Origin of the sequence: Mycoplana ramosa, from assembly GCF_041930185.1 — a bacterium.
Classification (GTDB): domain Bacteria; phylum Pseudomonadota; class Alphaproteobacteria; order Rhizobiales; family Rhizobiaceae; genus Mycoplana; species Mycoplana ramosa.
The window spans coordinates 280,999-299,309 of record NZ_JBHEEW010000004.1 but is presented as its reverse complement, the minus strand read 5'-3'; the positions used below and the strand labels follow the sequence as shown (position 1 = coordinate 299,309).

17 protein-coding genes are annotated in these 18,311 nt (G+C 65.1%); 7 read left to right on the top strand and 10 right to left on the bottom strand.

Annotation, left to right across the window (positions count from 1 at the left end):
- Positions 1-21 precede the first annotated feature (21 nt).
- Complete coding sequence (locus tag JNC62_RS07455) at positions 22-1,557, top strand: sensor histidine kinase (RefSeq protein WP_374837407.1); 1,536 nt, start codon at positions 22-24, stop codon at positions 1,555-1,557.
- Between the two features lie 19 nt (positions 1,558-1,576).
- Here the strand turns inward: JNC62_RS07455 and JNC62_RS07450 are convergent, their stop codons facing one another.
- Complete coding sequence (locus JNC62_RS07450) at positions 1,577-1,978, bottom strand: diacylglycerol kinase (RefSeq protein ID WP_374837405.1); 402 nt, start codon at positions 1,976-1,978, stop codon at positions 1,577-1,579.
- A gap of 216 nt (positions 1,979-2,194) precedes the next feature.
- Positions 2,195-3,214, bottom strand: coding sequence for a nicotinate-nucleotide--dimethylbenzimidazole phosphoribosyltransferase (gene cobT, locus JNC62_RS07445; RefSeq protein WP_374837403.1), 1,020 nt, complete (start codon positions 3,212-3,214; stop codon positions 2,195-2,197).
- Positions 3,215-3,444: 230 nt separating this feature from the next.
- Between cobT and JNC62_RS07440 the strand changes: the two genes are divergently transcribed.
- From JNC62_RS07440 to JNC62_RS07430, 3 genes are read left to right on the top strand one after another with little or no spacing between them, the layout of a single operon-like run.
- A complete protein-coding gene (locus JNC62_RS07440; RefSeq protein WP_374837401.1) occupies positions 3,445-4,227 on the top strand; it encodes an adenosylcobinamide-GDP ribazoletransferase in 783 nt (260 codons plus the stop codon).
- Positions 4,228-4,265: 38 nt separating this feature from the next.
- Positions 4,266-4,487, top strand: a complete 222-nt coding sequence (locus JNC62_RS07435) for a DUF1289 domain-containing protein (RefSeq protein WP_374837399.1) — start codon at positions 4,266-4,268, stop codon at positions 4,485-4,487.
- Positions 4,484-5,182, top strand: coding sequence for a retropepsin-like aspartic protease family protein (locus JNC62_RS07430; RefSeq protein ID WP_374837397.1), 699 nt, complete (start codon positions 4,484-4,486; stop codon positions 5,180-5,182). Before JNC62_RS07435 ends, JNC62_RS07430 begins: the two co-directional genes overlap by 4 nt.
- Positions 5,183-5,189: 7 nt before the next feature.
- Here the strand turns inward: JNC62_RS07430 and JNC62_RS07425 are convergent, their stop codons facing one another.
- From JNC62_RS07425 to JNC62_RS07410, 4 genes are all read right to left on the bottom strand, one after another.
- A complete protein-coding gene (locus JNC62_RS07425) occupies positions 5,190-5,951 on the bottom strand; it encodes an ABC transporter permease (RefSeq protein WP_374837395.1) in 762 nt (253 codons plus the stop codon).
- A complete protein-coding gene (locus JNC62_RS07420) occupies positions 5,948-6,874 on the bottom strand; it encodes an ABC transporter ATP-binding protein (protein WP_374837393.1) in 927 nt (308 codons plus the stop codon). Before JNC62_RS07420 ends, JNC62_RS07425 begins: the two co-directional genes overlap by 4 nt.
- A gap of 95 nt (positions 6,875-6,969) precedes the next feature.
- Complete coding sequence (locus JNC62_RS07415) at positions 6,970-7,791, bottom strand: sulfite exporter TauE/SafE family protein (protein WP_374837391.1); 822 nt, start codon at positions 7,789-7,791, stop codon at positions 6,970-6,972.
- A gap of 317 nt (positions 7,792-8,108) precedes the next feature.
- A complete protein-coding gene (locus JNC62_RS07410) occupies positions 8,109-9,344 on the bottom strand; it encodes an extensin-like domain-containing protein (protein ID WP_374837389.1) in 1,236 nt (411 codons plus the stop codon).
- A 311-nt stretch (positions 9,345-9,655) separates the two neighbouring features.
- On the opposite strand from JNC62_RS07410, the gene JNC62_RS07405 reads away from it, so the two are divergent.
- A complete protein-coding gene (locus tag JNC62_RS07405) occupies positions 9,656-10,042 on the top strand; it encodes an acyl-CoA thioesterase (RefSeq protein ID WP_374837387.1) in 387 nt (128 codons plus the stop codon).
- Positions 10,043-10,117: 75 nt separating this feature from the next.
- On the opposite strand, the gene JNC62_RS07400 is transcribed toward JNC62_RS07405, so the two are convergent.
- The 4 genes from JNC62_RS07400 to JNC62_RS07385 form a co-directional block, all read right to left on the bottom strand.
- Entirely contained in the window at positions 10,118-11,287 is a 1,170-nt protein-coding gene (locus tag JNC62_RS07400) for a DUF1501 domain-containing protein (RefSeq protein ID WP_374837385.1), read from the bottom strand.
- Positions 11,288-11,354: 67 nt separating this feature from the next.
- Entirely contained in the window at positions 11,355-12,890 is a 1,536-nt protein-coding gene (locus JNC62_RS07395) for a DUF1800 domain-containing protein (protein ID WP_374837383.1), read from the bottom strand.
- Between the two features lie 52 nt (positions 12,891-12,942).
- Positions 12,943-13,296, bottom strand: coding sequence for a DMT family protein (locus tag JNC62_RS07390; RefSeq protein ID WP_374837382.1), 354 nt, complete (start codon positions 13,294-13,296; stop codon positions 12,943-12,945).
- 53 nt (positions 13,297-13,349) lie between these two features.
- Positions 13,350-14,402 carry an acyltransferase family protein gene (locus JNC62_RS07385; protein WP_374837380.1) on the bottom strand — a complete coding sequence of 351 codons (1,053 nt, stop codon included), beginning with the start codon at positions 14,400-14,402 and terminating at the stop codon, positions 13,350-13,352.
- 295 nt (positions 14,403-14,697) lie between these two features.
- Between JNC62_RS07385 and uvrB the strand changes: the two genes are divergently transcribed.
- Both uvrB and JNC62_RS07375 read left to right on the top strand, forming a co-directional pair.
- Complete coding sequence (gene uvrB / locus JNC62_RS07380) at positions 14,698-17,616, top strand: excinuclease ABC subunit UvrB (RefSeq protein ID WP_374837378.1); 2,919 nt, start codon at positions 14,698-14,700, stop codon at positions 17,614-17,616.
- 230 nt (positions 17,617-17,846) lie between these two features.
- A complete protein-coding gene (locus JNC62_RS07375; RefSeq protein ID WP_374837376.1) occupies positions 17,847-18,137 on the top strand; it encodes a GIY-YIG nuclease family protein in 291 nt (96 codons plus the stop codon).
- Positions 18,138-18,311: the final 174 nt, after the last annotated feature.

The following is an 18,311-nucleotide window of genomic DNA, read 5'->3' as shown; positions in this document are numbered from 1 at the left end:
ATCACAATCTTTGCGTAGCTCATGGGTCCCGCCGCCAGCAACACGACCGACAAGAACATTGTCGACAGATCGCGCAGCCATAGAAACAGGGCTGTATCGCGGGCCGTTCGCGTGACGCGCGAGAGATTGCAGTCAAGCAGCGGCACCTCGCCGGCGTTCGAGCGCGAGATGCTCGTGCTTTACATCGAGACCGTTTTGCACGGCGCGCTGATGATGCCGCTGCTGATCTTCGTCGTCGCCGGCATTGGCCTGCATCTGACCCGGAACCCCACCTACATCGTCTGGGGAATCCTTGCGCTGAGCCTGCATGCGATCGGCGTTCTGCTCACCCGGCACGCGCATCGAAGGGGTCTTGTCACGGAGGAAGTCCGGCGCTGGCAGCGTTATTTCCTGCTGGCTCACATTCTGATGGGGCTCGCCTGGGCCGTGTTCGCCGTGCAGGACTGCGATTCCTGCAACGGAAGCGCCTTCGATTTCTACAAGGGCACGGCCCTGCTGGTCGCGCTCTGCGTGACGACCATGAGCGCGCTGATGTTGCGCAATGCCTTGTTGTACGCATTTTCGCCCTGCGTCGCGGCACTCGCCGTCTCAGCGATCGTTGATCCCGACCCGATAGCCGTCGGCATGGCGGCCATCGTCTCGCTCGCGCTTGTCTTTCTCGCCTTCATCGCGCAGCGGCAGCGCCGGCCCAACACGCAATTGCTGTCGTTCCAGTCCGAGAAGGACGACCTGATCGCCGCGCTGGAGGTGGCAAAGTCCATGTCGGACGAGGCCCGCCGCCGCGCCGAGGAAGCAAACCTGGCGAAGTCGCGCTTTCTCGCCTCGATGTCGCATGAACTGCGCACGCCGCTCAACGCCATTCTCGGCTTCTCGGAGGTCATGTCGACCGAGGTGCTCGGCCCGCTGAACAATCCGATCTATAAGGAATACACCGCCGACATCCACAGTTCCGGCAAGCACCTGCTCAACCTCATCAACGAGATCCTCGACCTCTCCCGCATCGAGGCGGGCAGGTACGACCTGACCGAGGAGGCGATCCAGCTCGTCGACGTCTGCGACGACTGCATCGGCATGGTGCAACTGAGGGCCCGGGCCAAGAAGATCTCCATTACCCACCAGTTCGAGAACGACATGCCCGACGTCTGGGCGGACGAGAAGGCGATCCGCCAGGTGGTGCTGAACCTGCTCTCCAATGCGGTGAAGTTCACGGCGCAAGGTGGCGAGATCCGGGTGAAGGTCGGTTGGACGGCCGGCGGCGGACAGTACATCTCCATCCGCGACAATGGCCCGGGCATTCCGGAAGAGGAAATTCCGATCGTGCTTTCCGCCTTCGGCCAGGGCGCGATCGCGATCAAGAGCGCCGAACAGGGCACCGGGCTCGGTCTTCCGATCGTTCAGGCGATCCTCGCCAAGCACAATGGCGAATTCATCCTGAAATCGAAGCTGCGCGAGGGCACCGAGGCCATCGCCATCCTGCCCGCCAAGCGTGTGCTGCAGAGCCTGCCGCCCGTGGAAGAGATCAGGACCGTCGCTCCGCGCCGCAGAAGTTTCGCCTGAACGGCCATCGGCTGGCCGATCAGGCCATCACCGCGACGATCATCACATAGGCCGCATAGACCGCGTTCGCCACGATCAGGCAGAAGACGGCGAACGAGCCAAGGTCCTTGGCATGCTTGCCCATCTGCGAGATTTCCGGCGACACCCGGTCGACGATCTCCTCAATCGCCGTGTTGATCGCCTCGAAGGCCATCATCAGCAGGAACAGGATCGCCATCGCCACGAACTGGAAGAAGGTGGCCCCGACGAGGGCGAAGACCCCCATCACCACGGCAAAGGCGATCAGTTCGTGCCGGAAGGCCGCCTCGCCCAGCAGACGCCGTGCCCCGGCGAGCGAATAGCTTGCGGCGGCGAAGAGATGCCGTATCCCCGTCTCCTTCTTCACCGGGCCCGTGTCGATCCTGCCTTCAGCCATGGTCATCGTTCTTCTCTCGCTCACGCGGATCCGGCCGCGCACGCCGACGTTGTAACATCATGCCAGCAAAGCGGAAAGAATGCGTTGCAGACAGCAAGAATGGGCCCTTATGGACGCTCCATGGCGGAAACATGGCCGCGACGCATCGACAAACGAAAGGCCCGCGACTGCACATCGCGGGCCTTCCTTCGTCTTCGAACCACAGACCTCTCGAACGAGCGATTACTGCCCCCGGTTGCTGACACCGGCCTGAACGAAGGTCGCCATGCCGGAGTGGCATGCGGCAGCCGCCTTGACGATGCCGGCGGCGAGTGCCGCGCCCGTGCCTTCGCCGAGCCGCATGCCGAGCGCGAGAAGCGGCGTCTTGCCCAGCTTCTCGATCGCCAGCATGTGCCCCGGCTCGGCCGAGACGTGGCCGATCAGGCAATGGTCGAGCGCGGACGGGTTGGCCGCCTTCAGGATGGCGCCGGCGCAGGTGGAGACGTAGCCGTCGAGGATCACCGGGATCTTCTGCATGCGCGCGGCCAGGATTGCGCCCGCCATCGCCGCGATTTCGCGGCCGCCGAGACGGCGCAGCACTTCCAGCGGGTCGGACAGGTGATCCCGGTGCAGGGCGACCGCCTTCTCCACCGCGGCGATCTTGCGCTGCAGCACCTCGCCTTCCGAGCCGGTCCCCGGCCCGACCCAGTCGGCGGCGGCGCCGCCGTACAGCGCGAGATTGATCGCCGCGGCGATCGTCGTGTTGCCGATGCCCATTTCACCGATGCACAAAAGGTCCGTCCCCCCGGCCACCGCCTCCATGCCGAAGGCCATCGTGGCTGCGCAATCGCGCTCGGACAGGGCCGCCTCTTCGGTGATGTCGCCCGTCGGATATTCGAGCGCCAGGTCGAAGACCTTCAGTCCGAGGTCGTGGGTGATGCAGATCTGATTGATCGCGGCGCCGCCGGCGGCGAAATTCTCAACCATCTGCGCCGTGACGGAAGACGGATACGGCGTGATGCCGCGCTTCGTCACGCCGTGGTTGCCGGCGAAAACGGCCACCAGCGGCCGCGTCACCGCCGGCGGCCGACCGGTCCAGGCGGCCAGCCAGAAGGCGATTTCCTCGAGCCGGCCGAGCGCGCCCGCCGGCTTTGTCAGTTGCGCATCGCGGTCGCGTGCCGCCGCCAGCGTCGCCGAATCCGGTCCCGGCAGATTGCGGAGCAATTCACGGAAGTCATCGAACGGCAGACCACTGGCACTCATCTTGGAGGATTCCTTGTTTTCAGCTTCCAAAGCATGGTTGGATGCGGCTTCTATTAGAGCTCGCAAACGAGTCAGACAACCGCAATTGCGCCCGTTCTTGTCGCCGCGGGCTCGATGGGGCTGGCAAGGGACGCAGTAGTATTGCACAACGGCACGGCCGGTCCGCCTGTGTGCCGCGATTTCGGCGGAAGCGGGCGCTCACCCTTACGCTGGTGCTCGGAGGACAGCAGGTGGATATTCGCGACTACATCGACGACGTGGCCCGCTCCGTGGCCTTCCTGTCCCGCATCCGCGTGCCGCAACGCCATTTCGACGGTCACGACGGCCGCCTCGGCCGCACGGTCCGGGCGTTTCCCGCCGCCGGGCTGCTGATCGTCCTGCCCGCAGCCGTCCTGCTTTCGATCCTCGAGGCGCTTGGCGCCTCATCGCTGCTCTCCGCCCTCCTCGTTCTGTCGGTGCAGACGCTGTTGACGGGCGCGCTGCACGAAGACGGCCTCTCGGATGCCGCCGACGGTCTCGGCGGCGGTCGCGACCGCGACAGCACGCTCGCCATCATGAAGGACAGCCGGGTCGGCTCCTACGGCGTGGTGGCGCTCATCCTCTCCTTCGGACTGCGGGCATCGGCGCTCGCGGCGATCATCCCGCTTCTGTCCCCGGTCGGCGCGGCCATGACGGTGCTCGCCGTCGCCGCCGCAAGCAGGGCTGCCATGGTCTGGCACTGGTCGGCGCTGCCGCCGGCCCGTAAGGACGGTGTTGCCGCATCGGCCGGTCAGCCGGAAGCGGACGCCGCCCGGGCGGCCCTCATCTCCGGTGCGGCGATTGCCGTGCTGCTGCTTCTGCCGAGCGCCCCGCTGCTTGCGATCGCCTCTGCCGCGCTGGCAATCTCGGCGGCCGTGTTCGCCTTCACCGACCTCGTCCGCGACAAGATCGGCGGCCACACCGGCGATACGATCGGGGCGACCGAGCAGGTGGCCGAGATCGCCGCGCTGGCGGCCCTTGCGCTGGCACTGTGACCGGCCGATATAACAAGAAGCTGACACTTGGAGACCCGATGGAATCGCCCTGCATCCTCGTCTGTTCGATCGACGACGTCACCGGCTTCTGCTTCGGCTGCGGCCGCACCCGCGACGAAATCGGCGCCTGGACCCTATACAGTTCCGATGAGCGGCGCTCGATCATGGCGGATCTTCCTGCCCGGCTCGCAACGGTCGAGCGCAAGCCGCGCCGGGAAACCCGACGCTCACGGATGGCGCGGGAGCGCGGCGAAGCATGAGATTCTGGGTTCTCATCGCCGTCCTCGGCTTCGGCCTGGCGATGCTTCTGTTGAACCATCAGACCGGCCGCACCTTCGGGCTCGGCAACGACGAATTCGCCAGCCTTGTCCAGCTCGCCGCGATCGGCGCCCTCATCGCCACCGGCATCCTCGCCAGTCGGCGCCGCGTCGGCGAAAACCTGCGCAACGCCGCGCTCTGGCTTTTGATCGCCCTCCTGTTCGTCGCCGGCTATGTCTACCGCGACGATCTGCAAACCGTTGCCGGCCGGATGACCGCCGGCCTTGTTCCCGGGCGCGCGGTGGTCACGACGGATGCCTCCGGCGAACAGATCCTCGTTCTGCACAAGATGGACAACGGTCATTTCCAGGTGCAGGCGGAGATCGACGGACGCCGCACCAGCATGCTCGTAGACACCGGCGCCAGTTCGGTCGTGCTCTCCTATGCCGACGCCGAACACCTGGGACTCGCGCCGGAATCGCTCGACTTCAACATGATGGTGTCGACCGCAAACGGCATGAGCGTCGCCGCCCCCATTCGCTTGGAAAGCCTCGCGATCGGCCCGATCGAGCGGCGCAACGTCCGCGCCATGGTCGCCGGCCCGGGCAAGCTCGACCAGAGCCTTCTCGGCATGACCTTCCTCGGCAGCCTCGGTTCCGTCGAGATCCGCGGCGACGAGTTGCGCCTGCGCGACTGATCCAACCTCAGTTTTTCAGCTTGTATCCCGTCCGGAAAATCCAGGCCGTGACCCAAAGGCAGACCGCGAGGAAGCCGACCACGACCGCAAGGCTCAGCGCCGGGTTGACGTCGGCGATCTCGAAGAAGCTCCATCGGAAACCGGAAACGAGATAGAGCACCGGGTTGAAGTGGCTGACCGTCTGCCAGAACGGCGGCAGCATGTCGATCGAGTAGAAGCTGCCGCCGAGGAAGACCAGCGGCGGGATCACCAGCATCGGGATCAGGTTCAACTGCTCGAAGTCCCTCGCCCAGATGCCGATCATGAAGCCGAACAGGCTGAAGCTCACCGCTGTCAGCACGAAGAAGAGCAGCATCATGAAGGGATGGGCGATGGTGATGTCGACGAACAGCGAGGCGGTGACAAGGATGATCGTGCCGACGATCAGTCCCTTCGTCGCCGCCGCGCCGACATAGCCGATAACGATCTCGACCGTCGAGATCGGCGCCGACAGGATTTCGTAGATCGTGCCGGTGAATTTCGGAAAGTAGATGCCGAAGGCGCCGTTGCCGATGCACTGGTTGAGGAGCGTCAACATGATCAGGCCGGGGGCGATGAAGGCGCCATAAGGCACGCCGCCGACCTCCTGCACGCGCGAGCCGATCGCCGCCCCGAAGACGATGAAGTAGAGCGAGGTGGACACGACCGGCGAGACGATGCTCTGCAGCAGCGTCCGGCGCGTGCGCGCCATCTCGAACCGATAGATGGACTTGATCGCCTCGACGTTCATTTCGCCTCTCCCACCAGTTCCACGAAGATGTCCTCGAGCGAACTCTGCTCGGTCGCCACGTCCTTCAGCCGTAACCCCTGCTCGGCCAGTGCCGCCAGCAGGCCGGTGATGCCGGTCCGCTCGCCCGCCGCGTCGTAGTCGTAGACGAGCGTCTGCCCGTCGGCGCCAAGCGACAGATTATAGTGCGCCAGAGCCTCCGGCACCGCCGCGATCGGATCGGCCAGTTCCACCGTCAGCTTCTTGCGCCCGAGCTTGCGCATCAGCGCCGCCTTGTCCTCGACGAGCAGGATCTCGCCCTTGTCGATCACGCCGATCCGGTCGGCGATCTCCTCGGCCTCCTCGATGTAGTGGGTGGTGAGGATGATCGTCACGCCGGCGGCGCGCAGGCGCTCCACCAGTTGCCACATCTCCTTGCGCAGGCTGACGTCAACGCCGGCCGTCGGCTCGTCGAGGAAGAGAATTTTCGGCTCGTAGGACAGCGCCTTGGCAATCAGCACCCGCCGGCGCATGCCGCCGGAGAGCTGGCGCAGCATGCTGTCCTTCTTATCCCACAGCGACAGGTCGCGAAGGATGCGCTCGATCAGCGCCGGGTCCGGCTTCTTGCCGTGCAGCCCGCGCGAAAAGGCAACGGTGTTGAACACCGTCTCGAAGGCATCGAGCGTCAACTCCTGCGGCACCAGGCCGATGATCTCGCGCGTCTTGCGAAAATCGCGGATCACGTCGTGGCCGGCGACGGTGACGCGTCCGCCGGTCGGCGTGACGATGCCGCAGACGATCGAGATCATCGTCGTCTTGCCGGCGCCGTTCGGTCCGAGCAGCGCCAGGATCTCGCCCTCCTCGATGTCGAGGCTGACGCCCTTCAGCGCCTGAAAGCCGCTGGAATAGCATTTCGTCAGGTTTTCGATGCGAACGATAGGCGCCATGAACAAATCCGTTGGAAAGACAAGAGCGTCGAAGAGACCCGCAATGTGGGGCTCCCGGGCGGCACTTTCACCCCTTTCCGGACGAAAAGGCAATCTCAGCCGTAGATGCTGTAGAGAAACCGCGCGCCGACGAAGAGCAGGAAGATGCCGAAGCCCATTTCCAGATGCCGCTTGCTCATCGCATGCGCCATCTTCACCCCATAGGGCGTGACGACGAGGGCGATCGGGATGATCAGCGCCACGGCGATCCAGTTGATGAAGCCGGTCGACAGCGGCGGCAGGCCCGCTGCGCCCCAGCCGGCCCAGATGTAGCCGAAGATGCCGGGGATCGAGATCAGCACGCCGACGCCGGACGATGTCGCCACCGCCTGGTGGATCGGCCGGCCGTACATCGTCATGAAGGTGTTGTTCAGCACGCCCCCGCCGATCCCCATCAGCCCGGAGAGCGTGCCGATGACGACGCCGGCGATCCACTTCCACGGATTGGGTGGCAGGTCGTTGCCGAGCCGCCAGTGCGGCTGGTTGAACAGCATGCGGGCAGCAACCCCAAGCGAAATGACGACGAAGATCAGCCGCAGCCCGACGCTCGAGATCATGGCCGCGATCACCGAGGCGAGGATGGCGCCAAGCGGCAGTGCGACGATCCAGCCCTTCAGCAGGTCGATGTCGACCGCACCACGCTTGCGGTGAGAGGTGAACGAGCGCAACGACGTCGGCACGATGATCGCGATCGACGTTCCGATCGACAGGTGCATGCGCACCGCTTCCGGCACGTCGAGATAACCGAACACCTGGTAGAACACCGGCACCAGGATCGCCCCGCCGCCGATGCCGAAGATGCCGGCCAGCAGGCCGGAGACGACACCCGCGGCGGCAAGCGCGAGGGCAAACACGACGAGATCGGTGATGGGCGGCATGACGGCTCCGGACAGACGCGGCGGGAGTCGGGCGAAGGTCGCAACTGTCATGAAACGATAAAGAAAATCAATCACTGTCTCGCCCGAGGCACGCAGGCGTTGCAAGACCATCGCCCGCGCCTCCACTCGCAATGACTGCGAAACCGCCCGCGTTTTTCCTGTACGCGGAGCCGACCGGACGGATGAACCGTCCGCGAGAATGCCAGGCACGCACCCTGTGGACCGGACAGTGTGTTGCGTTGCCGGTCGCGTCCTGCCGCATTCCTCCTTCAGCCAGCCTCCGCGCTGGCCTTGTTTTGTGCGCAGTTGACCCGAGCCTACAGGCTGCAATGCCGGTAGCCCGACTTGCGCATGCGCAGGTCGAAGTGGAAGTGGTCCTTGTGGAAGCGGTCGCTGCCAGGGCCGAGCACGGTGGTAAAATACTTGCAGCTGTCGGTCCGCACCGCCTTCAGCAGCCCCTTCTCGCGGAAGGCGAAGAAGCCCTTCTTGCGGATCAGGATCTCCTTGCCGTTGTTGAGAACGATCTTGCCGACGTCGATCGCGTTGCCCTTGGCGTGTTCCGACATCGCCGCGCCGCGCTGCGAGTTCATCGTCCGGCAGGAATAGGAGGACATCTGGTGGATCGAGCTCACGCCGGAGAGGTAGCGCAGGCGCGCGGACGGCGCGAGTTCGTTCTTCACCCACTTGGCGAAGGCTTCGGTGATCTGGCAGTTGACCTGCGCCGCCGGCCGAATCTGGATGCCGCCGGAAAGCCCCTGCAACTCGATCGGGTAAGGAATGCCGCAGGACCGATTTTTCGAGATTGCCGGAAGATCCCGGAACTTCACGCCCAGCCGCTGCAGCCGCTGACGGCAGGCCTTCTCCGAAGCCGGCATGCCGCCTTGGGTTTCCGGCACCGCCATCGGATCACTGAACCGCGGGATGAATGCGACCTGCTGCTCCTCGCCCACCGGCGCGACGAGACGGCCCGAACCGGCCGGCGCCGACCGCCCGACCTCGGTGGCAACCTCGCTCATTGGCATCGATACCGGTTGACCGATCTGCTGCGGCGCGTCCGTTCCGATGCCGTCGACGACGACCTGGGGGGCATTGCCTTCGGCGATCTCCATGGCCTGCGCCTCGGCCAGCCCCTGGACCGGCTGCACCCCGAGCCCGGCATCCATGTTCACGCCCTCATCCGGAACGCGCAGCGTCCCACCCGCAATGGACGCCTGCGATACACCGCCCGTGCCGAGCGCTTCGTCGCTGTCGATCATCGGCAGGCGGTTGCCCGGCGCCGCCGCCGGGGGCGAACCGGCGACCACGGGATAGGCCGCGTCAACGGCGCCGGCGTTTCCGCCCACGGTCATGAGCGGCGAATCGCCGGAGGAGCTCGGACCGGCGGCGCGCATGGCGCGCTCCTGACCGACATCCTGGCTCGGCCTGATGGCATTGACCGTGTTCTCGCCGTCGATGCTGGCGGGCGGCAGCAGATCGCCGGAACAGCCGGCGACGACCATCGCCGTCAGAACGACCATCGGCATCCGGGAGCAAAGGGCAGACGCAATACTCATAACCGTTCCCGCGTGCATATCCCGGCATGGTGTTATGCCCATGTGTTCGCATTCGGGAGAAAACCTGCGAACGGATGCCGGCAGGGCCAGGCCGCTGCAAAACAAGAAAAGTTTAGGTCGACAAGGTAAATGAACGGTTTCGCGACGCCTCGCCAAATCGAGCAGGAACCTATCCGATCAGCCCTCCTCCCACCGGACAGCCGGCCCTGGAGGTTTGGCCGGCGAAAAAAGACGGCGATGTACGGCAAACGGATTTCGACCGGCCGGCGAGTAGGCTAAGAGATGGAGTTTCAGAAGGAGAGATACCAGCGATGACCGAAACCGCACGTCCCCAGGGCCAGTTGACCCTTCGCACCCTCGCCATGCCGGCCGATGCAAACGCCGCCGGCGACATCTTCGGCGGCTGGGTGATGTCGCAGATGGACCTCGCGGCGGGCATCCGCGCCGCCGAGCGGGCACACGGACGCGTCGTTACCCGGGCGGTGAACGAAATGGCCTTCCAACTGCCGGTCAAGATCGGTGACACCATCAACGTCTTTACGGAGATAACCTCCGTCGGGCGAACATCGATCACGTTGCAGGTGGAAGCCTGGGCGCGACGCTATCTGACCGGCGAACTGGACAAAGTGACGGCCGCGACCTTCATCATGGTCGCCCTGGACCACGAAGGGCATCCGACACCGGTGCCGGCGGAGTAATTCCGGCGCTTGACGGACCGACCTGCACGAGGCACCCCCGGTCTCCCGGTCGGTCCTTTTGCGGCGTGCCGACCCTCACCCGCGCAGGTAGCTTGCGCTCGTGTCGAGTGACAGTCCGGGAAAGATCCGGTTGCCCAGGTCACGCGCCGGAATTCCGAACTGCTGGTAGAGCATCGCCGCCGCCAACTGGCGCAGGTCCGTGGTCGGCGCGAGGTCGCGATCATCCAGCAGGTTGCCCTCCTTGAGCGTCGGCCAGACGCCGTGCACCTTGCCGCCGGCGACGGCGCCGCCGGCCAGGATCGCCAGTCCGCCCGTGCCATGATCGGTGCCGTTGGAGCCGTTCTCGCGAGCGGTGCGGCCGAATTCCGTCATCGCCAGGATCGCCGTCCTTTGCCATATCTCCGGCGCAAGCTGGGCCTTCAGCGTCAGGATGGCGGTGCACAATTCCGTCACCGGACGCTTGAATGCCTTGTCCTGACCGACATGGGTGTCCCATCCGTTGATGGAAAAGCTGGCGATCCGATGGTCGCCCGACAGCATTCCGGCCGTCAGCTTCGCCACGTCGGCGACACCCGAACCCCGCTTCTCGCCGGCATAGATGCCATCGGAGAACATGTCGGTCTCAACCGCCTCGCTCATCGCGGCCGAAAAGGCCGGGTCGTTGCGGTAGAGCCGCTGGAAGAAGGCCTGCTCATCGAGACCAAGTTCCAGATCGGCGCGCGGCGACCAGACATCGACCGGATTGGGACCGGTCAGGATGAGCTCCGATGTCGTGTTGACATCGATCGCCTTGCGCTCGGAACTGCGCGGAATGGTGGCGATGGCCCGGTTCAGCCAGCCGGTCCGCTCCTCCTGCACCACGGCGCCGCCGCTTTCCAGCATGTCCTGGCCGTCGAAATGGCTCCGGCCGGAACGGTAGGGTGTGGAAATCGCGTGCACGAAGCCGATTTCGTTCGTCCGCCAGAGCGGCATCAACTCCGCGGCGAAGGGATGCAGCCCGAAGAAGCCGTCGAGATCGACAAGACCCTGTTCCGGCGTCAGCGAGAGTTTTGGCCGCAGGCGGCGAAGCACCGGATCGCCGTACGGCTGCACCAGCGCCAGCCCGTCCATCGCGCCGCGCAGAACGATCGTCACCAGCCTGTTGTCTCCCGGGACCGCGGCAAAACTCACCGGGGTCGCAAGCGGCGACGCGGCGAGGCAGCAGGCACCGGCGAGGAAGGAACGGCGGCTCAGTTCGATCGTCATTGTCTCGTCTCCTTCGGGGTAACCGCAGCACGTTAAGGCAAAGGATGTGCAAACGGAGCCATTGCGGTCAGCGCCGGTTGAATTCGGGCGATGCCAGCACAAACGTAAGTCCGGCCTCCTTGCTCGGCGCACCGGCGACCACCTGGATGGTGTCGTCGCGGGCCGCATCGGCCAGCACGGCCTGCAGCAGCGTCCGCGGGTCGGCCGACCCGCCAAACCGCTTCACCAGCCGCCGGATCCAGGCGATGCGCTGGGTCAACTGGCTGGCCGTGACCCAGGTGGCTGTGCTTTCGTCCCAACCGGCCGGGCTCGGCGGCCGCCACAGCGGCTGCCCAAGGTTCTGCAGGACGCCGACGGTGAGCGGATTTGCGCGGATCGGGACCTTGCCGTCGATGGTCGGGGCGTCCACCAGGCCCGTTTCGGCCGTGGTCGTCACGAGCGGGTCTGCGGCCGACGGCTGGCCCATGCCCTTCCCCATCGGATCCGCCATCGCACCCTCCGCTGCAGCCGGTTGGTCGACCGCCGTCGGCAGCGGTGCCAATGCATCCGCCGGGACGTCGAGCGCACGCAATCCGGCGACGACGAAATCAAAAGGCTGCCGTGCCTTCTGCCCGTCCTGCTCCCAGCTGCGCGGATGCTCCAGCATCGCCCGATACACCTCGACGAGACTGCCGCCACTCCGTTCCCAGGCCATTTCCATTGCCTGCACGATCTCCACGGGCGGATCCTCGGCGATAAAATGCACGACCAGTTTGCGGCAGATGTGTCGGCGCGTTTCCGGTTTGTCTGCCAGGTCGGCAAGCAGCGCGTTTACGTCATCGAGACGCCGGACGTCGCCACCGTACCTGCGTCCCAGCACGCGATGAATGCCGGGCTCTGCCCGGTTCGGCCGATAGAGCGTTTCAAACACCCAGGGCTCGGTGTCGAGGCCGGTCAAGACATAGGCCGCGGCGCGCACGTCATCCTGCGTGTAGCCGCTGCCCGCGCCCATGGTGTGCAGCTCGATCAGTTCGCGGGCAAGATTCTCGTTCAGGCCCCGATCCTTTCTCTTGCCGAAGGCCGAATTCGGGCCGATCGACCTTGACTGATCGAGATAGATGAGCATCGCCGGGTGCAGCACCGCAGCGCGAAGCAACTGCTCGAACGACCCTGCCAGGTTGGGTCGCAACGCCTCGGCTTCATAGAGCGCCACGAGGATACGCATGTTCGATGCCTTGGCGCCGCTGAGGGCGAAATGATCGCTCCAAAAGAAGGCGAGCCGTTCGTAGAAACCGTTCGGCGAGGCGACGGCATGCTGGACCTTCAGATGCTGGTCGCGCAAAAACGCCGCGGTCAAACCGATCTGATAGGGATTGACCGGCCGATCGCCCACCTTGGGGACCGTGCCGTTCTTGCGCGCGGCCCTGTCGCTTTCAGCCAGCAGGCGAAACTGCTGAAAGCTGGCCCGCCGGCCAGCGACGCCGTCATAAGGGAACGGGCAGACCTCCTCCACGCCCCGCATGACCTGATCGATCAGGTCGTCGACATCGCGCGGCGCGGCCTCACCAGGCCTCAGACCGTAGCCAAACCGGCGTGCCGCCATTGTGCCGAAAGAAATTCTCATTGTCTCACCCAGTCAGCGACTATAGCGGAATGTGCCGAAATCGTCGCCGATCCTATCCCTTGAAAACGAAGGCCGCGCCGGCAGCGATCAGCGTGAAGCCGACAAGATGGTTCCAGGTCAGGCTCTCCTTCAGCCAAAACACCGAAAAGCCGGCAAAAATGACCAAGGTGATAACCTCCTGGATCGTCTTCAACTGCGCCGCCGAATAGACTTGGTGGCCGATCCGGTTCGCCGGCACCGCCAGGCAATACTCGAAGAAGGCGATCGTCCAGCTCGCGAGAATGACAATATAGAGCGGCGACGACTTGACCTTGAGATGGCCATACCAGGCGAAGGTCATGAACACGTTGGACAGGCAGAGGAGGACGATCGGCCAGACGGCCGCGGGGTTCAGTCCAAATGGCATCGGCGATTCCTTGTTTGGCGCGCAGCCCTTCCTTAGACCGCCGAACCAACCCGTCAAGCCGCTTGCGGTTTCCCGCATGGCGGCGAAGGGCGATCCGCAGCCCTTGTCCTGTCCCGGCCGAGACCAAACCACCTCAGGAGAGCCCACCTCTTCAGCAGGACGTATAGCAAGGCACCGGGACCAACGCCGGCAACCGTACCGAGCGCGATGTGAACCGGAAGTGAACCGATGCCAAGCTTCAAAAGAAGGATGCGGGTGGCCGCGAGCAGTATGACATGCGTGACGTAGATGGCGATCGACGCACGCCCGAGGAAGGAGATGGGCGCCACGATCCAGGCGGGTGCCCAGGTGGCGACCCAGGCGATGAAGGCGCAGAACGACAGCGTGGCAACCAGCCCGAGCGCGTAGGCCGGCGCGGTACCGACGAGCGACCAGTTGCCGGCCGCCCACACCTCGCAAGCGATGAACGCCAGCAACGCCACCGGTCCGCAAGCCGCCCCGAGGCCGAAGCGCAAGCCCCCGCTACGCGTGAGCAACACGCCAGCGAGAAAGAAGGAAAGGTTGTCGGTGACGAAATCCAGGCGGGGAAACGGCCATCTCTCCAGTGCCAGAAGCAACGCAAAGCTGGCGACGAAGAACGCCAGCACATGGACCGTCCGTGCCGTCGCAAACAGGGATGCCAGCGTCTGTATGAAGAACAGCGACCACAGGAACCAGAAGACGTCCTTCGGTGGGAATGGATAGAGAAGCGCCTCCGTCAGCGAAATCGGCGGCCGATTCGTCACAGACCCGGCAAGCATCAGGAAGCCGGCCGTAACCCAGGACCAGATGAGAAGCGGGTAAAGCAGCGTCTCGACGCGCTGCCAGAACGACGGGACGATCCCTGCCCGGCGCACCGATTGCTCGAAAAACAGGCCCGACACGAAGAAGAACAGCGGCATGTGAAACAGGTAGATCGCCGCATCGACGGAACGGAACAGGGGAACGTTCGAAATAAGCCCCGCCCCGTCCAGACCGCGCCAGACATGCCCGAAGGCAACGAGAACGATGCCGGCGCCCCGCGCCGTATCGACCCATGTAACGCGACTGTCCGCGCGAACGTTCATTCCCTGCCCCAGTGATGCAACGGCAGCTTGTGCGCTTCTGCTCATGGGCCGCTCGACATTGACAAACCAGATAGCCTTCACAACCGGGGGATGACAAGCGGGCCCGACAGGATGATGTCAAAGATGGTTGACGGCGGTGGCGCCCGTTCGCCGCTTCGGGACGGAGGTGCGGTGCAGCCGAACCGAACCGCGCCCGTCGCGGCCGACCGATGACCGATCTGCACGACCAAATTCGTTGCCCTTTTGTACTCGTCTCCCCTTTCCTTTCCGGCTGACTCTCTCCATATTCCGGTCCATGGCCAGATCACCGAAGAAACCCGCCCCGAACTCCGGCTTCGAGGAAGCCCCGCAGTCCGACTTCGAAGGCGCGCCCTATGCCGGGACGCCCTTCGCGCAGGGCGAGAAGGGTCAGCGAGTCCCGGACGGGGAATGGTCCGGCAGCGTCTCCGACTGGGTGCGGCAGCTCGAGGCCGACGCCGAGGCGTCGGCGATCGAGAGCCAGCGCGAGGTCGCCTCGAAGGCCGGCAAGCACCGCAAGAAGGTCGAGAACGCCGCCCGCCAGCATTCGGAAAAGGTGGCGCTGGAGAAAGCCACCGGCGGCCGCAAGCCGGGCGCCGACAAGGTGACCGCCCAAAAAACCGCCCGCGGCGTGTCGATCGGCGCCTCCTCCGACCCCAAAACCCGCGCTAGAGCCGGCCTCAACCCGGTCGCTGGCCTCGACGTCAATCTGGAGGACGCCTCGTCGCTCAACGCCGGCTCGGCGGTCACCGCCACCGTCGAGGCACTCGCCAAACTGATCGAATCCGGCAACCCGCTGCACAAGAACGGCGAGATCTGGACGCCGCACCGCCCGCCCCGGCCGGAAAAGTCGGAGGGCGGCATTCCGATCCGCATGGTCTCCGATTATCAGCCGGCCGGCGACCAGCCGACCGCGATCGCCGACCTCGTCGAGGGCCTGAACAGCGGCGAGCGCAGCCAGGTGCTGCTCGGCGTCACCGGCTCGGGCAAAACCTTCACCATGGCCAAGGTGATCGAGGCGACGCAGCGCCCGGCGCTGATCCTGGCGCCGAACAAGACGCTGGCCGCCCAGCTCTATTCCGAGTTCAAGAACTTTTTTCCCGACAACGCCGTCGAGTACTTCGTCTCCTACTACGACTACTACCAGCCCGAGGCCTATGTGCCGCGCTCGGACACCTATATCGAGAAGGATTCCTCGATCAACGAGCAGATCGACCGGATGCGCCACGCCGCCACGCGCGCCATCCTCGAGCGCGACGACTGCATCATCGTCGCCTCGGTCTCCTGCATCTACGGTATCGGCTCGGTCGAGACCTATACCGCGATGACCTTCCAGATGACCGTCGGCGACCGGCTCGACCAGCGCCAGCTCTTGGCCGACCTCGTCGCCCAGCAGTACAAGCGCCAGGACATCAACTTCGTCCGCGGCTCGTTCCGGGTCCGCGGCGACACCATCGAGATCTTCCCGGCCCACCTTGAGGACGCCGCCTGGCGCATCTCGATGTTCGGCGACGAGATCGACGCGATCACCGAGTTCGACCCGCTGACCGGCCAGAAGACCGGCGACCTGAAAAGCGTAAAGATCTACGCCAACTCGCACTATGTCACCCCGCGCCCGACGCTCAACGCCGCCATCAAGTCGATCAAGGAGGAGCTGAAATTCCGCCTCGAGGAGCTGGAGAAGGCCGGCCGCCTCTTGGAGGCGCAGCGGCTCGAGCAGCGCACCCGCTACGACCTGGAGATGCTCGAGGCGACCGGCTCCTGCGCCGGCATCGAGAACTATTCGCGCTACCTCACCGGCCGCAAGCCGGGCGAGCCGCCGCCGACGATGTTCGAATACATCCCCGACAACGCGCTGGTCTTCATCGACGAGAGCCACGTCACCATTCCGCAGATCGGCGGCATGTATCGCGGCGACTTCCGCCGCAAGGCGACGCTGGCCGAATACGGCTTCCGCCTGCCCTCCTGCATGGACAACCGCCCCTTGCGCTTCGAGGAATGGGACGCGATGCGCCCCGACACCATCGCGGTCTCCGCCACCCCCGGCGCCTGGGAGATGGAGCAGGCCGGCGGCGTCTTCGCCGAGCAGGTGATCCGCCCGACCGGCCTGATCGACCCGCCGGTCGAGGTCCGCTCCGCAAAAACCCAGGTCGACGACGTCTTGGGCGAGATCCGCGACACCACGCAGCGCGGCTACCGCACCCTCGTCACCGTGCTGACCAAGCGCATGGCCGAGGACCTCACCGAATACCTGCACGAGCAGGGTATTCGCGTCCGCTACATGCACAGTGACATCGACACGCTCGAGCGCATCGAGATCATTCGCGATCTGCGGCTCGGCGCCTTCGACGTCCTCGTCGGCATCAACCTGTTGCGCGAGGGCCTCGACATTCCAGAATGCGGCTTCGTCGCCATCCTCGACGCCGACAAGGAAGGGTTCTTGCGCTCCGAGACCTCGCTGATCCAGACGATCGGCCGCGCCGCCCGCAACGTCGACGGCAAGGTGATCCTCTATGCCGACCAGGTCACCGGCTCGATGCAGCGCGCCATGGAGGAGACCAGCCGCCGCCGCGAGAAGCAGATGGCCTACAACGCCGAGCACGGCATCACGCCGGAATCGGTGAAGGCAAGGATCTCCGACATCCTCGATTCGGTCTACGAGCGCGACCACGTCCGCGCCGACATTTCCGGCCTCGGCGGCAAGGGCTTTGCCGAGGAAGGCCACCTTGTCGGCAACAACCTGCAGGCCCATCTCGACGGCCTGGAAAAGGCGATGCGCGACGCCGCCGCCGACCTCGACTTCGAAAAGGCCGCCCGCATCCGCGACGAGATCAAGCGCCTCAAGGCCGCCGAGCTGGCGGTGATGGACGACCCGATGGCGCGGGAAGAGGCACGGAGCCAGGAGCATGGCGGGGGCAAAACCTCGACGAAATCTTCCTCAGGCTCCCTCTTCCAAAAACCCTCGCTCGACGCCATGGGCCCCGGCACCGACACGGAGATCCCCGCCGGCCAGTCGCTGTTCCGAAAAAACACCCTGGACGAAATGACCGTCGGCCGCACCGAAAAGCCGGTGACCGGCACGATCCCGGAAAAGCCCGTCGTCCGCGGCAAGGTCGGCGTCGGCTCCTACGAAGACCCGGCCGAACAGGCGCGCAAGGCACGGACGAAGGGCAAGACGGGCCGGCCTGGGCGGTGACGTCCGACGCGCCGGCTCCCCAACTCTTCCGTCATGCCGGACTTGATCCGGCATCCAGCGCGCGATGTCCATCGCGCAGAAAACTCGTTCAATTCGTGCAACAGCCACAGGTCATTCACGGCGCAGACGCGCCGTGGCTGGATGCCGGATCAAGTCCGGCATGACGGCGAGATCACAGACCGCCACAACTACAGCTTGCCATCCTGCGCATTCACCCGCATCCTCCCGCCATGAAGGCCTACGTCTACATCCTCGCCTCGCGCCGCAACGGCACGCTCTACACCGGCGTGACCACCGACCTGCCGCGCCGCCTCTACGAGCACCAGCACGACCTGACGCCCGGCTTCGCCACCCGCTACGGCGTCAAGACGCTGGTCTGGTTCGAGGAACACGACCTCGTCACCGACGCCATCGCCCGCGAAAAGGCCATCAAGAACTGGCCGCGCCAATGGAAGCTCGACCTGATCGAAGCCGCCAATCCCGACTGGGACGACATCGCCCACCACCTGCACGCCCTGTGATCGGCCCCGCCCGCACCAACGCCCTTCCCCCGTCATGCCGGACTTGATCCGGCATCCAGTGATGCGATGTCCATCGCGCGGATTCAAGCTTGCCCCAACGCGAACTTACTAGGGCCGAGGGGGTCACCATCAATAACTGAGGAGAAAGACCAGAGCGAGTGCGGATGAAACGGT

What these genes read in the sequence shown, in the direction of transcription:
- JNC62_RS07455 (WP_374837407.1), top strand. Translation starts at nt 22, where the DNA reads ATGGGTCCCGCCGCCAGCAACACGACCGACAAGAACATTGTCGACAGA.
- JNC62_RS07450 (WP_374837405.1), bottom strand. Translation starts at nt 1,978, where the DNA reads ATGACCATGGCTGAAGGCAGGATCGACACGGGCCCGGTGAAGAAGGAG.
- cobT (WP_374837403.1), bottom strand. Translation starts at nt 3,214, where the DNA reads ATGAGTGCCAGTGGTCTGCCGTTCGATGACTTCCGTGAATTGCTCCGC.
- JNC62_RS07435 (WP_374837399.1), top strand. Translation starts at nt 4,266, where the DNA reads ATGGAATCGCCCTGCATCCTCGTCTGTTCGATCGACGACGTCACCGGC.
- JNC62_RS07430 (WP_374837397.1), top strand. Translation starts at nt 4,484, where the DNA reads ATGAGATTCTGGGTTCTCATCGCCGTCCTCGGCTTCGGCCTGGCGATG.
- JNC62_RS07425 (WP_374837395.1), bottom strand. Translation starts at nt 5,951, where the DNA reads ATGAACGTCGAGGCGATCAAGTCCATCTATCGGTTCGAGATGGCGCGC.
- JNC62_RS07420 (WP_374837393.1), bottom strand. Translation starts at nt 6,874, where the DNA reads ATGGCGCCTATCGTTCGCATCGAAAACCTGACGAAATGCTATTCCAGC.
- JNC62_RS07415 (WP_374837391.1), bottom strand. Translation starts at nt 7,791, where the DNA reads ATGCCGCCCATCACCGATCTCGTCGTGTTTGCCCTCGCGCTTGCCGCC.
- JNC62_RS07410 (WP_374837389.1), bottom strand. Translation starts at nt 9,344, where the DNA reads ATGAGTATTGCGTCTGCCCTTTGCTCCCGGATGCCGATGGTCGTTCTG.
- JNC62_RS07405 (WP_374837387.1), top strand. Translation starts at nt 9,656, where the DNA reads ATGACCGAAACCGCACGTCCCCAGGGCCAGTTGACCCTTCGCACCCTC.
- JNC62_RS07400 (WP_374837385.1), bottom strand. Translation starts at nt 11,287, where the DNA reads ATGACGATCGAACTGAGCCGCCGTTCCTTCCTCGCCGGTGCCTGCTGC.
- JNC62_RS07395 (WP_374837383.1), bottom strand. Translation starts at nt 12,890, where the DNA reads ATGAGAATTTCTTTCGGCACAATGGCGGCACGCCGGTTTGGCTACGGT.
- JNC62_RS07390 (WP_374837382.1), bottom strand. Translation starts at nt 13,296, where the DNA reads ATGCCATTTGGACTGAACCCCGCGGCCGTCTGGCCGATCGTCCTCCTC.
- JNC62_RS07385 (WP_374837380.1), bottom strand. Translation starts at nt 14,402, where the DNA reads ATGAACGTTCGCGCGGACAGTCGCGTTACATGGGTCGATACGGCGCGG.
- uvrB (WP_374837378.1), top strand. Translation starts at nt 14,698, where the DNA reads ATGGCCAGATCACCGAAGAAACCCGCCCCGAACTCCGGCTTCGAGGAA.
- JNC62_RS07375 (WP_374837376.1), top strand. Translation starts at nt 17,847, where the DNA reads ATGAAGGCCTACGTCTACATCCTCGCCTCGCGCCGCAACGGCACGCTC.